The following is a 15,396-nucleotide window of genomic DNA, read 5'->3' on the forward strand; positions in this document are numbered from 1 at the left end:
GGGCCAAGTGCCGGAACGCCTGCGCCGCACCATAGTTGGACCCCGGCGAACCGTCATCCGGATGGCCCATTCGTCACTCGATGGAATGGCTCTGGTCAAAGCTGCTGACGAGCGGCGTACGGGCCCTTATTTCCGGGGCCGGGCACACCTCGTTCACCCGTACGGACGACCGCCTCGTTCCACCGGGCGGCGGGCGCCCGGACGAGGGGAAATGGCGGACCGGGGTTGACGGCGGGGCCGACGAGGGAGGGGGCGGGATGCGGGCACGGGCCTGGGCACGGGCCTGGGCACGGGTCCGGGCACGGGCCTGGGCGCCGGGTGCAGGCGCGGTCCGGGGCGGGCCCGGGTGCGGGTCTGGGGCGCGGGGTGCAGGTCCGGGCCCGGGTGCGGGCCCGCGGAGGCCGGGGTGCCCGCGGTGCCTGAGGTGCCTCGCGGTCCTGAGTGCTCGCTTACGCCTTCGCGGCGTCGCGCGCGATGTCCGTACGGTGCTGGGAGCCCGGCAGCGTGATGCGGTGCAGCGCGGTGTACGCCCGTTCGCGGGCCTGCGTCAGGTCCTCGCCCGTCGCCGTCACCGACAGCACACGGCCGCCCGCGCTCACGACCGTACCGCCGTCGTCCCGCCGGGTTCCGGCGTGCAGGACGTACGCGTGGGGCGCATCGTGGGCCGCGATCTCTTCGAGGCCGCCGATCGGATCGCCGGTGCGCGGCGTGTCCGGATAGTTGTGCGAGGCCACGACCACCGTGACCGCCGCGTCGTCATGCCAGGTCAGCGGCGGCAGATCGGCGAGCGTCCCCTCGGCTGCCGCCAGCAGCACCCCGGCCAGCGGAGTCCTGAGCCTGGCGAGCACGACCTGTGTCTCCGGGTCGCCGAAGCGCGCGTTGAACTCGATGACCCGTACCCCGCGGCCGGTGATCGCGAGACCCGCGTACAGCAGCCCGGAGAAGGGCGTGCCGCGCCGCCGCAGTTCGTCGACCGTGGGCTGGAGAACCGTCTCCAGGACCTCGTCCACCAGCTTGGGATCCGCCCAGGGAAGCGGGGAGTACGCGCCCATGCCGCCCGTGTTGGGACCTTCGTCGTTGTCGAGCGCACGCTTGAAGTCCTGGGCCGGCTGGAGCGGCAGGACCGTACGGCCGTCGGTGATGGCGAAGAGCGAGACCTCGGGGCCGTCGAGGAACTCCTCGATGACGACCCGCTCGCAGGCGCGCGCGTGGGCGCGGGCCACCGCGAGGTCCGAGGTCACGACGACGCCCTTGCCGGCGGCGAGCCCGTCGTCCTTGACGACATACGGCGTGCCGAAGGCGTCGAGCGCGTCGTCGATCTGCTCCGGCGTGGTGCAGACATAGCTGCGGGCCGTCGGTACGTTCGCCGCGGCCATCACATCCTTGGCGAAGGCCTTGGAACCCTCCAGCTCGGCGGCCTCCTTCGACGGCCCGAAGCAGGGGATGCCCGCTGCCCGTACCGCATCGGCGACCCCCGCCACCAGCGGCGCCTCGGGGCCCACGACGACCAGCCCGGCCTCCAGCCCGGCGGCGAGGCGGGCCACCGCCGCGCCGTCCAGCATGTCCACCGGGTGCAGCTCGGCGACCTCGGCGATACCGGCATTGCCGGGCGCGCAGTGCAGAGCGGTGACCTGGGGGTCGAGGGAGAGAGAGCGGCACAGGGCGTGTTCGCGGGCGCCGCCGCCGATGACAAGGACCTTCACGGGAGGCAGCCTAGCCGGGGGAGCGGATGATTCCGTTTGCGGGCCTTGCGGTGAGGCGACGCGGGCGGGATTGCGTGGGCCCCTTGTCCGTGTCCGCTACCCCCCTTGTCCACTACTCACTTACTCCCCTTGTCCACTACTCATTCGTGTATTCCTCCACGACTGTGGCTCCCAGCTCGCGCACGATCAGGTCATGGCCGGAGAGCGCGGAGTCGACGAGATCCGGATCGTCCTCCTCCGGAATGTCGTCCTCCGGGGCTACGGGAGGCGGCCCGGCGGCCGGTCTGTTGCCGGAGCCGCCGGAGCCCGGCTGCTGGGACCGGCCCGGAGCGCCGCCCTGGGGCTGGGCCTGTCCCTGCCCGGGACGGGTGGACGGTGATGCGGACGTACGGTTCGCCGGTGCGGCCGATGACGAGGACGCCGTGGGCGCGGCCGGACGGTGTGCGCCGGACGCGGTGGGGGCTGCCGGTACGGAGTTCGATGCCGGGGGACGGCCTCCGTAACCACCGCTGTTGCCCGGGTTTCCGGGGTTTCCTGGGTTTCCGCCGCTGCCGGGGCCGCCGCCTCCGTAACCCCCGCTGTTGCCGGGGCCCCCGCCGTAACCGCCGCCGCCTCCACCGGCCCCTCCGGACGGCGGCTGAGTGCCGCCCGACGGGTCGATGATCGCTTCGACCTTCCACTGCACATTGAACTGCTCGGCGAGCGCCTGCTTGAGCACGTCCTCGCTGCCGCTGCTCGTGAAGTTGTCACGCGCGCCCGCGTTGATGAAGCCGAGCTGGAGCGTCGTACCGTCGAACCCCGCCACCTGTGCGTTCTGACTGAGCAGGATCCAGGTGAAGCGCCGGCGGTTCTTCACGGCCTCCAGGATGTCCGGCCACATGCTCCGCACCTGGCCCGCGCCCTGCGCCATCCCTGGGCCGGGGCCTCCGGCGGCGGGGGGCTGGGGTGCGGACGCGGCGGCCGGGGCGGGAGCCTGGGGCGTACGGGCGGGCGGGGCGCCCTGGCCGGGCGCCGAAGCGGTGGGCCAGCCGCCCGGACGGCGGCCGGCATCCGGCGCGGCGGAGGACGGCCATGCCCCGGGCCGCTGCGGCTCTGCGGCCTCTGGGGCAGTAGGGGGCGCGGCTGCGGGCGGCGGAGCCGCGGGGGCACTGGGCGGTACGGCCGGTCCGGCAGCCGGTCCGGCGGGCATCGGCGGGGATACGGGAGGGTGTGGAGGCAGTACGGGAGTGTGCGCCTCGGGCCCCGGTACGTACCCCATCGCGGGCCCCGGCCCGCCTCCCGAGAACGCGGCGCCCTGCACCGTAGCGGCCGCCGCCGCACCCCGCTCCAGCCGGTCGAGCCGCGCCTGCACCGAACGCTCGTCGTCGAACGCCGCGGGCAGCAGCACCCGCGCGCAGATCAGCTCCAACTGGAGCCTGGGCGAGGTCGCCCCACGCATCTCCGTCAGCCCTGTGTTGACCAGATCGGCCGCCCGGCTCAGCTCTGCCGCGCCGAACACCGACGCCTGTGCGGTCATCCGCTCGACAACATCGGCGGGCGCGTCGATCAGCCCCTTCTCCCCCGCGTCCGGCACGGCGGCCAGAATGACCAGGTCACGCAGCCGCTCCAGCAGGTCGGCGACAAAGCGCCGCGGGTCGTTGCCGCCCTCGATCACCCGGTCCACGACCTCGAACGCCGCGGCCCCGTCGCCCGCCGCGAACGCGTCGACCACCGAATCGAGCAGCGACCCGTCCGTATAACCGAGCAGGGCCGTCGCCATGGCGTACGTCACCCCGTCCTCGGCGGCGCCTGCCAGCAACTGATCCATGACGGACATCGAGTCACGGACGGACCCGGCACCGGCCCGTACGACCAGGGGCAGCACCCCGTCCTCGACGGGGATCCCCTCCTGGCCGCACACCTGGCCGAGATAGTCGCGCAGCGTCCCGGGCGGCACGAGCCGGAACGGATAGTGGTGCGTACGCGACCGGATCGTCCCGATGACCTTCTCGGGCTCGGTGGTCGCGAAGATGAACTTGAGATGCTCCGGCGGCTCCTCGACCACCTTCAGCAGGGCGTTGAACCCCGCCGAGGTGACCATGTGCGCCTCGTCGATGATGTAGATCTTGTAACGACTGCTCGCCGGCCCGAAGAACGCCTTCTCGCGCAGATCACGGGCGTCGTCCACGCCACCGTGCGACGCGGCGTCGATCTCGATGACATCGATCGACCCCGGCCCGTTCCTCGCGAGGTCCTGACAGGACTGGCACTCCCCGCAGGGCGTCGGCGTGGGCCCCTCCGCACAGTTCAGACAGCGGGCGAGGATGCGCGCACTGGTCGTCTTGCCACAGCCCCGAGGCCCGCTGAACAGGTACGCATGGTTGACCCGGTTGTTCCGCAGCGCCTGCTGCAGCGGGTCAGTGACATGCTCCTGCCCGATGACCTCGGCGAAGGACTCGGGGCGATAGCGGCGGTACAGCGCAAGGGACGACACACCTACGACGATATCGGCCCCCTCCGACAACGCGCCCGTACCACCGCCCCCAACGCAAGCGCCCCCCACGCACCCGCCAGAGCCGACCTACCCTTGCTGCCTTCCGGCCCTGGGGGAGTTCAGTCAGATAGCGCCACGTGAGGGGCTGGGCCCACCCTACCCGATCCCCACCCCCCACAACGAGTTCGCGAGCACGCCCCAGCGTCTTGTATTGTTTGCGGCGGAGGATTCGCCTAGTGGCCTAGGGCGCACGCTTGGAAAGCGTGTTGGGGGCAACCCCTCACGAGTTCGAATCTCGTATCCTCCGCCATTGCTCTCACCGGGCAATACGTCGAAGGGCCCCACCGCGAGGTGGGGCCCTTCGACGTTGTCCTCAGCCCTCGTTGTCCTGGTTTTTGTCCACAGGGGGTGCCTCCGGGGGTCCCCAGATGGCTTCGGCGATCTTCCGGGCCACGTCCTTGAGCATGGCGTCCGGCACGTGAAGGTACCGGGCCCGCATGCTTGCGGAGGTCCCCGGTTCCCATCCCATGATCTGGTCAATGACCCGGGCCGGGACACCGAGCAGCATGAGCACCGTGGCGGCCGTGTGCCGCGCGTCGTGCAGCCTGCCGTCTCGAACCCCCGCGTCTTCGAGTAGCCGCTTCCAGTCGTGGTAGTCCGTGTTCGGGCTCAGCGGGCCACCCAGCGGCTTGGTGAACACGTACTCCGACTCGGTCCACAGGTCACCAGCCACCTTGCGCTCGCGCGCTTGCGTCTCGGCATGCGCACGGAGCATCAAGACCAGCGGGCCCGGCAGGGGCACCGCACGCCGGCCCGCCCGAGACTTGGTGTTCTTGGTCTCGCGCCGGACCTGCACCCTGCCGGGGCAGTACCCGGCCTTTCGGCCGCACGGTGACGCCTCCGGGCACCCGTGCTCGTACCGGGGGCCCAGACGGTTCCGACGCAGCTTCAGGTACTCGTTGTCCAGGTCGACGTCAGCCCAGCGCAGCCCGAGCGTCTCGCCCTGTCGCAGTCCGAGCGCCAGCGCCAGCATCCAACGGGCGCTGTTCCGGCGCTTGTTGGCTTCGAGCAACAGGCACTGCACCTCGTCAACGGAGTACGGCTCTACCTCCGATTCGTCCTCTTCCGTCCGTGGCGGCTTCGCCAACGCGGCGACGTTCTTCGCCGCGTAACCGCGCCGTACGGCCTCCCCCAGCGCGGTTCGGGCGGTGCGGTGGACCTGGTGAGCGGTACCCGCCTTGCGTTGCCCGTTCGCCTGCATTCGGCGGTAAAGGCTTTACAGAAGGCGGGCGCGGCCTCCAAGTGAGGTCGCGCCCGTCTCGGTTTCCATCTATCCGGTGGATCCTTCTGCCCTTCTACTAGGTCCGCCCGGTACTGAAGCAGACCGCCGTCGGCACTCAGAACTGGCTCACCCAAGTGATGATCCGCTCGGCTCGGCAAAGTCCTGATGTCGACGGCAACCCAGACGCTAAGCTCACTGACAAACACACCGTGATGACGATCAGCGCTCGCGCTGCCTAGGGGGATAAAGTGCACACGCTCACGGGAAAGCGAGTGGCCAAGTTTGCACGAGACTTTGGCTTTGAGGGGGACGAGGCGAAGCAGTTCGAGCTGTACGTCGCAGCCAACTACCTCTTCCCTTATGTACGGGACGATGTCGAGCAGATTGAGCGCGCTGTTCTCGGCGGTGGGACCGACGAGGGCATCGACATCGCTGCCGTCGTAGTCAACGGACAGATCGTCTCGGAACCCTCAGAGATCGACGATCTTATCTCAGATCAGGCGTCCAATTCAGCGCGGGTACTCTTCATCCAGGCTAAGACAAGCGAGTCCTACGACTCTAAGCTCATCGCGAAGTTCCTCCACGGCGTCGAGGCCGTGACAAAGTACGCGATTAAGGCGAAGAGCGTCAAGCTTCCTCCGGCCCTGGTTGACCTGGCTGCTTTGATCGATCGGATCGCAGAGAACGGTGACAAGTTTCAAGACACGCGAATCCCGTGCGAACTCTTCTACGTCACCACCAGCAGCAATGACGGGAAGAGCGCACAGCAAGAACTTCAAGTCACAGAAGCGATCGATCGTATTCGATCCCAGGGCATTTATTCAGAACCTTTGCACCTCAACACTCATGGCCACGATGCACTAGCTGCAAAGCTGAAAGAACGTCACGGACCACAGAACATTCAGTTCAACTTTGAAAAGCGGCAGACCATCCCTGCGACTGAGCGGGTGAGTGAGGCTTACATCGGGCTCTTGTCCGGCAGGGAGGTGATGAAGTTGCTGACGGATGAAACTGGCTCCGTACGGCCAGGGATCTTCGACGACAATGTGCGTCTCGATCTCGGTAGCCACAACCCAGTGAATATCCGGATCACGAGAACCCTTCAGAGCGACGACCGCGAGCACTTCCCCTTCCTCAACAACGGACTCACGATCATTGCGACATCTCTCCGAGGGTCGGGTGACAGGTTCTTCATCTCCGGGTATCAGATCGTAAATGGCGGGCAGACAAGTCACCAGCTCGTTAGGTGGGCGGCAAGCGAAGAGGTTAAGGCCAAGCCGCCCCTCCTCTCTGACCTTTGGATCCCAGTGAAGATCGTCAGCTCAGGCGACGCTGGGGTGCGAACAAACGTGGCGATCGCTACTAACCTGCAAACTCCCATCGGCTCAACTGACATTCAGGCGAGTTCCCAGATGGCGAAAGACGTGGAAGAGTTTTTCAACCAGTCGGGCGTAAACGGCCTACGTTATCTGCGGCAGAACCAGCATGCGTCTCTTGATTTCCCGCGGACTCGCGTTGTCACAACTCCCGAACTTAACCGAGCGGTCGCTGCAACACTGTTCGGTGATTCTTTCCGAGCGATCGGTGCTCCGAAGGAGCTAGAGGTTGAGGGTTCATTCGTTTGGGGTGAATACTCCGTTGAGGCCTACTATTACGCGGCCTGGATTTTGTATCGGGTAGACAGATTCTTCGCCCGAACACCCGACTCGACCACTCTCAAAGCCGCGAAGTATCACATCGCGATGATGGTGTCCGCTCTGATCACGCCGGAACTTGTGCCTATCTTCGAAACCTCTGAGACAGAGGCAGCTAAACAGCGGCTGAGGGGCGCTAAGAAGCTGAGGTTCAAGATTTCGGACTCGGAGAGGATTGAAGGAGCGATCACTACTGCAGTCGAGCTTGCCACCGAGCAGTTTCAGTCTGTCTTGAACGAGGGCAGGAGTTTGCGCAAGGACGATGTGCGCAGCCGTCGTCACCAGGAGGCTCTGCTACAAAAGGCCAAGGAGTCGAGCGCCGACGTCTGATGCTCGGCTTTCTATACATCAGCCGAAAGTAGTCAGACGAAGAAGGCCGGGGATCGACCCTGCGGCTTGTCCTGGTCTTTGTCCAGTACGCCGACGGCCGCCACCGTTCACCGCCGTACGCGCACCCCCTCTGAGCTGCACCGCGAACGTCTATGAACGGCCCCGGACGGCCGCGCGGACAGTTGGAAAGCGTGTTGGGGGCAACCCCTCACGAGTTCGAATCTCGTATCCTCCGCTCATGCTCTCACCGGGCATAACGTCGATGGCCCCCGCTGCTCGCAGCGGGGGCCATCGACGTTCGTGGTCTCAGTTCCGCCGTTGACCGGCTGCTGATCGACCCCGGCTCTCGGGGCGTTCACATCCCGTTCAATGCGACCGCTACCGTGCGGTCATAATCGGTTCTGCACAGCGACTGCGGGCCTTGACCCCGAGCTCTGGACACGGACTCCGCAAGCGTGTTGTCCGCCGAGCTGCCGACGGCGCTCATGCTCTGGATCACGCTGGCCTGGCGGCAGGCGTCGACGAACCCCCAACTCGTGCATCGGGCTCCGTGACCGGTGTGCAACCGCCCCGGCGAGACTGCCGCGGCACCGCTCGGCCGTAGTCAGGGCATCGGTGACGAGATCGGTACATGTGTGATCAGCGATCGCCCAACCGGCCAGGCGGCCCGAGGCAAGATCGATGGCGGTGGCCAGGTAGAGGAACTTCCCTCCGTCCACGGGGAGACAGGTCATGTCGCGACGTACTTCCTGTTCGGCTCGGTGGTGGTGAAGTCGCGGCCGATCAGGACCGGGATCGTGTACGGTGCCTGCGGCGCAGCCGCACACCTGTCAGGCCGATGCTCCGCATCACGCGTGCGACCCGCATGTGGTTGACACGCTCGCCTCCTTACGCCGCCGGTGGCTGTCTCTGCGGCTCTGGTGATACCCGCCGGGCGCTCCGGCTCACATTCCCCGGCTGGATCGGCGTCGTCGATGCCGACCAATGTTTCATCGCAGACGGATTCGCAGACAGAAAGTCGAAGGCGGACGCATCGCCAGCTCCGTCTCTCACGAACAGGTAAGACGCCGGGCGCAGGGGTAGGACGCCCGTTCGTGATCGAGCCCCCTCTCCAGCCGCCTGACCGTTACATACCGTTCGCTCGTCGACGGTGGCGAGTTCATGTACGCCACCGTGTGCGCATGAGTGCCTTCACGCCAAGTCAATTGACCGATCGCCCCATTCTGGTCGCGTCACCAGCAAGTATGCAGTCGAGTCGCCCTTGAGCCTCCGCCACAATCCAGCCGAACACCTCACCGTCCGTTAGTTCGGATACGTCGTGGATCAACATCACCGAGGCTCTGTTCACCGCTGCCCTACAGGTGATTCACAATGCACACACAGGTGCGAAGACTTCTCACAGCCGTCCTGTCGCTGGCTCTCCTGGCGATAGCGGGTGTCACCCCGTCGTGGGCGTCGCCCCGGGACCGACCGCCTTCCGAGGTCCCGGCGGCCGTCGCACAGGCAAAGGCCCGGACAGCGGCCGATCTGCCCGATCCACCCAAGGCCATGACGCTGGCCGAGCGTCGCAAGCAGGTCGCGAAGGACCAGCACGAGCTGTCGCCGATGCGCGGCTACATGAACGCGCCCGAGAAGAAGTCCAAGGGCAAGCCACACGGCCGGCCGGACAAGGACCGCGTCGACCGCGGTCCCGTCACCGAGTCGAGCACGGTTGGCCAGCCTCTCGCGGCGGCGACCGAGAACCCGACATGGGTCTCGTCCTGGGCGACCGCGTACCCGGCGATGCTGTCGATCGGCGGGCAGGTGAAGCTGCCCAAGCGGGGCTCGACGTACAACGGGATGTGGCTGTACGTCCTGGACGAGGCGGGTTTCCCCGTCGTCCAGCAGGAGATCAAGAAGGCCACGGACGATCCCGCAGGTGACACCCCGGACACCGGGGCCTGGTGTTACGACTGGTGGGCGAGCAACTCCTACCCCACCGACCAGTGCTTCTGGTGGACCGGCAGCGAACTGGGCGGAATCCTGGAGGACGGCAAAAGGTACTACGCCTGGGTCTTCCTGGAGAGCGCCGACGGGACGTCGAGTCCGGGCGGGACCACGTCCCCGCTGGTGGAGGCGTTCTACACCCCGGGGATTCCGGGTGCGCAGGCGGGCATCTGCACCTGCTACGCGCAGGCCCACCGCGCCGACCCGGTCAATACGGCGACCGGCATGTTCTACGAACAACTCACCGACGCCTCTCTGGTAAGCCCCGGCGTGCCCTTGACGCTGGAGCGCACCTACCGCTCGGACTCGACCGCTGCCGGACTGCTGGGGCGCGGCTGGGCGACACCGTTCGATGCGAAGCTGACGATCGCCACAGGCAAGGTGACGTACCGGACGGACGACGGCGCGTCGTTCGTGTTCACGCAGGCGAGTGACGGCACCTACACCGCTCCGGCGGGCTCGGCGGCCAGACTCGCCAAGGGTACGAGCAGTTACACAATCACCACGCCGGACCACACGAAGCGGACCTTCGACAGCGGTGGCCAGCTCACGTCCGTGGTCGATTCCGCGGGCAAGGGGCTGAGCCTCACATACGCGTCGGCCAAACTCGCCTCCGTCAAGGACGCCGCCGGCCGTACCACCACCTTCACGCTCGGCACCGATGGACTGCTGTCCAAGGTGAGCCTGCCCGACGGCACTTCGGTGTCGTACGGCTATACCGACGCCCTGCTCACCTCGGTGACCGACCCGGCCGACAGGACGTCGTCCTACACGTACGACGCGAACAAGCGGCTGGCCTCCTACACCGACCCGGCGGACGGCAAGGTCGCCAACGTCTACGACACGACGGGCCGCATCAAGTCCCAGACCGACCAGAACGACAAGACCACCACGTTCACCTGGGACGGCGCCAGCGAGTCACACACCACAGCGCCGGACGGCGGCGTATGGACCGACGTGTACGCCGGCAACGTCCTGATGGAGACGATCGACCCGTACGGCGAGAGCATCACCTACGACTACGACCGCTATCTGCGTCCTGCTGCCATCACCGACCAGCGCGGCAACACCACGCAGATGACGTACGACAGCGCGGGGCGGATGCTCACCCGCACCGCGCCGACGGCCCTCGGCTATTCGGAGACCTGGACCTACGACAGCGCGGGCAACATCACCAGCCACACCGACGGCCGCAAGAACAAGACGACCTACGGGTACAACACGTCGAACCAACTGATTCTGACCACCGACCCGATGGGCGGCGAGACCGCCTTCACGTACACCTCACTCGGTGTCCTCGACACCGTGACGAGCCCGCGGAAAAAGGTCACCAGCTACGGTTACGACGCTGTCGGCAACCGGACGTCGGTCACCACCCCGTTGGGTGAGAAGACCACGTTCACGTACGACAAGGCCGGCCGGATCCTGTCCAAGACAGACCCGCGTGGCAACGTCGCGGGCGCCGACCCGGCCGCGTACACCACCACATACGCCTATGACGGCCGCGGTCTGCTCAGCTCGGTCACCGACCCGCTGGACCGCACCACGGTCTATCAGTACAACGGCGCCGAGCAGTTGACGTCCGCGCGGAACCCGGCGGACGACACCACGACATTCGCCTACGACAAGGCGGGGCGGCCGACCCGGACCACTGACCCGTCGGGCAATTTCGTCACCCGCGCCTATGACGCGAGCGGGCGGCTCGCCTCCGAGACCGACGCGGCCGGCAACAAGACCACCTACGCCTACGACAAAGTGGGCCGCCTGCTGAGCAGCGTCTCACCCCGAGGAAACGTATCCGGCGCCAATCCGGCCGCCTACACCACGAGTTACGCCTATGACGCGGCCGGGAACCGGACCAAGGTCACCGATCCCACCGGCGCGTCCACCACCACGACCTACGACGAGATCAACCGGCCGCTCGTGGTCACCGACCCGCTGACCCGCACCACCGGATACACCTACGACGCCAACGGCAACGTCACCAAGATCACCGACGCGGCGAACAAGGCGGCCACCTCCGTCTATGACAAGAACAACCGCCTCACCAGCAGCACCGACCGGCTGAGCAAGACCACCTCCTACGGCTACGACGCGGACGGCAACCTGCTCAGCAGCACCACCCCGCTCGGCAACAAGACGAGCTGGACCTACGACGCCGACGGCCGCCAGGCCACCGCGGTCGACCCCCGCGGCAACGCCGCCGGCGCCGACCCCGCCCAGTACACGACCACGTACGGCTACGACCCGGCGGGCAACCTCACGACGGTCACCGACCCGCTCGGCGGCGTGACCACCACCACCTACGACGCGGTGAGCCATGTCGTCAAGCAGACGGACGCCGACAAGCGCTCCACCGCCTACGGCTACAACAAACTCGACCAGCTGACCGAGGTCACCGCGCCCGGCGGCGCCCTCACCACCTACGGCTACGACAAGACCGGCAACGTCACCGAGCGTACCGATGCCAACGGCCATGTCACCACTTACGGTTACGACGCCGCTCGCCGTCTCACCTCGGTCACCGACCCGCTGGAACGACAGACGAGCTACGGCTACGACGCCGAGAACAACCTCGTCAAGACGACCACACCCCGCGGGTCCACCAGTTACTCGTTCGACCAGCGCGGACTGCCCACCAAGATCGATTACTCGGACACCACGCCCGACGTGACCTTCGGCTACGACGACGCCGGACAGATGACGGCCCGCGTGAACTCCAAGATGTCCGAGGACTTCGTCTACGACGCTGTCGGCAACCTGACGAAAACGCGCGGCTTCTCCTACACCTACGACGCCGTCGGCCAGATGCTCACCCGCAAGTACTCCGACGGCAACACCCTGACCTACACCTATGACAACGACGGCCGCACCTCGACGATGGTGGCCGACAGCAAGACCACCACATACACCTGGGACGCGGCCGGCAACCTCACGAAGTCGGCCCTGCCCAACACCGAGACCGAGGACCGCACCTACGACAGGGCGGGCCGCCTCACAGCAGTCACCTCCACCAAAGCTGGCGCGACGGTCACCAAGACCGCTCTCGCCCTCTCCGCCGCAGGCCTGCCCACCCGCGTCGACGTCACCCGGGCCGGCGTCGGTACCGGTGGCTACGACCAGACCTACGACGCGGCCGGCCGCCTCACCTCCGGCTGCTACCCACAGCCCTGGGTCACCGGCTGCGCGGCGAGCCGTACCACCTCCTACACGTACGACAAGGTCGGCAACCGCCTGACCTCCACCCTGGGCACCACCTCGACCAGCTACGCCTACGACGCGGCCGACCAGCTCACTTCCACCACATCCGGCTCGACCATCACCACCTACGGCTACGACGCCGAGGGCAACCAGACCAAGGCCGGCACCGACACCTACACCTACGACCTGGCCGGACAGATCTCCGCCGCCACCGTCGCGGGCACCGCCTCCACCTACGACCACGACGCCAGCGGCAACCAGGTCACCACGGCCCAGGCCGGCACGGTCACCAGCCGCACCCAGTGGGACCCCAACGCACCCCAGCCGATCCTGGCCACCGAGTACGACAGCGCCTGGGCCATCAAGCAGTCCTACCGCTACGACCCGCTCGGCCAGCCCACAGCCACCAGGACCGGCGCCGGAACCCTCTTCTACTACCACCACGACACGCAGGGCTCTCCGGTCGACGTCGCCGGCGGCACAGGAACCCTCCACCAGCGCTGGGCCTACGACCCGTACGGCACCCGTGTCCTCAACACCACCACCAGCGGCGCCCCCACCAGCACCCCGTCCTACACCGGCGCCCGCTACGAGACCACCACCGGCAACCTCGACCTCCACGCCCGCCAGTACAACACCACCACCGGCCGCTTCACGAGCCCCGACCCCGCGACCCGCGGCCAGTCGACCCCGGGGATCTCGCCGTACGCCTACGCCGACAACGTCCCCACCCTCCTCACCGACCCCAGCGGCCTCACCCCCGACGACCCCAACAACGAACGCGTCGACAGCATCGGCGAAGCACTCGGCATCTTCGGCGACGCCTTCGTCGACGTCTTCAAGTCCCCCTACGTGTTCCTCCAGGACGCACACGACGCGTTCACCGGCGAAAACGGCGGCGCCGGCGGCTTCGTCGACAAATACCTCCCCGTCCGCCCCGCCTACCGCCTCTACCGCGCCGAATACATGCTCCGCCAGCAGGGCTGCGAGGCCCTCGCCGACCAGTACGCCAAGGCCGCCGACGAACTGACCCAGCAGATCGCCGTCGTGGGAATCGGCGGCCTCACCGGGTGGCGGCGAGCAGCCGTGACCCCGGAAAAAGCGGCGTCCTCGATCGGGAATCTGAGGTTCGGCGCGGGCGGCAGCGGCACGGTGCACTACCTGAGGGGCAAACTCTCCTACAAGACGCCGATCACCTCGAAGCTGACGAAGCTGGTGAACCCCCAGAACGGCGGGACCAACTGTCGTGCCTGCGCCATAGCCGTCGACCGACTGCTGGCCGATGGTGCTCCGTCTTCGGCACCCGGCAACCTCGGAAGAGGACCCGACTCGGCGGTCAGCAGCCTTTACGGGGGCAGGCCATTCCTGAGCACGACCCTGAGTGGCATCGTGCGTGACATCAAAGCCGGTGGAGACGGTGCTCGCGGTATCGTGTGGGGGTACGGGCCCCGCCCAGGAGACTCGCACGTCTTCAACGTGGTGAACGTGAAGGGTGACGTGATATTCCTCGACGGACAGACCGGGCATGCCAACCCTCGTCCCTACCGGAACTACGGTTTGCTCAGGACCGACCAGTGATCAGCCTCGAACGAGCAGCCGAACTGGCCCAGAAATACGTGGACGAGGATCCACTCAACGCCCAAGTCGAGTTGGTCCCGGTCGATGACGCCGTGGCCGTGGTCGGCGCGGCCGCCTACTTCGGCTATCAGGACCGCCGCTACCTCGAGACCGGCGACCCGTCGCTGATGGTGATCGGAATCGGTCCTGTCCGCGTCGACCTGCTGACGGGCGATTGCAGAATGCTCGGCGCCGTCGAGGCCATGGAGCTGAAACTGTTCGAGACCGACGAGTTCGCCCTGCCCGGTCCGGGCGGCTGGCGGCTCGTCCCACCCGAGCTGATGGATGCCTGGCGGGCAGCCTTCGACTCGGAACCGTCCGCCGCCGACCTCTCGCCACCCTGCCCGCAGTGCGGTGTGGCAGATCTCCACCGCTGGTACCGGGTGGACGGTCCGTTGGACGAGACGATCGATGGGGTGCACGCTGTCGCCTACGGCTGGCGGACCGAATGGTGCTCCTCGTGCCACCTCTGCCACGAGGACGGTGACAGCTTCGTACCGGACTACTGGCGGTCTCCCTACGATGTGCCCGAGGCATACGAGATGAAGTTCGCGCCCCGCTACATCGAGGCCGCTCGCCAGGCAAAGCTGGCAGCCGACGAGGAGCGCCCAGCTCAGGACCACTGAAACAGCTGATGGTGGTGCCGTGCTTCTCCCTGCGCGATCAGTGGGAAGCACGGACCATCGCATAAAACGGGCATGCCTTCATCTTCACGACAAGAACAGAGCGAATCGCCGCCAAAGAGCCGACGCTATGGGCCTTTCGTCTCGCAAGAGACCGCCCCACGTTGGGCCTCTCCGGGCGCCGTGTGCCACTACGTGCCATTCAGAGGGGTAAACAGCGGTCACTCCGGGCCTCATCCGGCCGCCGACCAGGAGCACGTCCTCGCTGTGTTTCCGCTGATCAGCGTCGTGCGTGGCCATCACGCGCTGGGTGATTCCCAAGCTGAGAGTCTTCGGGCCGTCGTAACGGACCAGCCGTTGGGGCTCGCGCTGGCAGACGTACATCGGGACAACGCGGCGGAGGCTGGCGGGGGTGCAGCGAGGCACACGCGCGCCTGATCGGTCGACGTACCCGACGCGGTGGCTGGCTGTCGCCGGCTGAAGTTCA

At 67.1% G+C, this 15,396-nt stretch carries 6 protein-coding genes, 1 tRNA gene, 1 other RNA gene and 1 pseudogene; 4 read left to right on the forward strand and 5 right to left on the reverse strand.

Annotated elements, in window-relative coordinates:
• Window positions 1-449: 449 nt before the first annotated feature.
• The 3 genes from purD to ffs all read right to left on the reverse strand — a co-directional run bounded on the left by purD (window position 450) and on the right by ffs (window position 4,326).
• Entirely contained in the window at window positions 450-1,703 is a 1,254-nt protein-coding gene (purD, locus tag ACFU9P_RS27830) for a phosphoribosylamine--glycine ligase (protein WP_384085891.1), read from the reverse strand.
• A 136-nt stretch (window positions 1,704-1,839) separates the two neighbouring features.
• Window positions 1,840-4,176: a DNA polymerase III subunit gamma and tau gene (locus tag ACFU9P_RS27835; RefSeq protein WP_384085895.1), complete on the reverse strand. Its 2,337-nt coding sequence runs from the start codon at window positions 4,174-4,176 to the stop codon at window positions 1,840-1,842.
• A 51-nt stretch (window positions 4,177-4,227) separates the two neighbouring features.
• An RNA gene (gene ffs / locus ACFU9P_RS27840) (signal recognition particle sRNA small type) lies at window positions 4,228-4,326 on the reverse strand.
• Between the two features lie 72 nt (window positions 4,327-4,398).
• On the opposite strand from ffs, the gene ACFU9P_RS27845 reads away from it, so the two are divergent.
• A tRNA-Ser gene (locus ACFU9P_RS27845) sits at window positions 4,399-4,486 on the forward strand.
• Between the two features lie 63 nt (window positions 4,487-4,549).
• On the opposite strand, the pseudogene ACFU9P_RS27850 reads toward ACFU9P_RS27845, so the two are convergent.
• Window positions 4,550-5,452 (reverse strand): annotated as a pseudogene (locus ACFU9P_RS27850) (tyrosine-type recombinase/integrase); the annotation flags it as partial.
• Window positions 5,453-5,730: 278 nt separating this feature from the next.
• Here ACFU9P_RS27850 and ACFU9P_RS27855 point away from each other — a divergent pair.
• Entirely contained in the window at window positions 5,731-7,482 is a 1,752-nt protein-coding gene (locus ACFU9P_RS27855; RefSeq protein WP_384085898.1) for an AIPR family protein, read from the forward strand.
• Between the two features lie 389 nt (window positions 7,483-7,871).
• Here ACFU9P_RS27855 and ACFU9P_RS27860 read toward each other — a convergent pair whose 3' ends face one another.
• Entirely contained in the window at window positions 7,872-8,309 is a 438-nt protein-coding gene (locus ACFU9P_RS27860) for a DDE-type integrase/transposase/recombinase (protein ID WP_384085901.1), read from the reverse strand.
• 721 nt (window positions 8,310-9,030) lie between these two features.
• Between ACFU9P_RS27860 and ACFU9P_RS27865 the strand changes: the two genes are divergently transcribed.
• Complete coding sequence (locus ACFU9P_RS27865; protein ID WP_384086358.1) at window positions 9,031-14,247, forward strand: DUF6531 domain-containing protein; 5,217 nt, start codon at window positions 9,031-9,033, stop codon at window positions 14,245-14,247.
• On the forward strand, window positions 14,244-14,912 hold the full coding sequence (locus ACFU9P_RS27870; protein WP_384085904.1) for a hypothetical protein: 669 nt from the start codon (window positions 14,244-14,246) through the stop codon (window positions 14,910-14,912). Before ACFU9P_RS27865 ends, ACFU9P_RS27870 begins: the two co-directional genes overlap by 4 nt.
• Window positions 14,913-15,396: the final 484 nt, after the last annotated feature.

It is taken from the genome of Streptomyces sp. NPDC057617 (assembly GCF_042800555.1).
Lineage (GTDB): Bacteria > Actinomycetota > Actinomycetes > Streptomycetales > Streptomycetaceae > Streptomyces.

Excerpts from the sequence above, each read along its gene's own strand:
- ACFU9P_RS27865 (WP_384086358.1), top strand. The coding sequence starts at position 9,031 with ATGACGCTGGCCGAGCGTCGCAAGCAGGTCGCGAAGGACCAGCACGAG.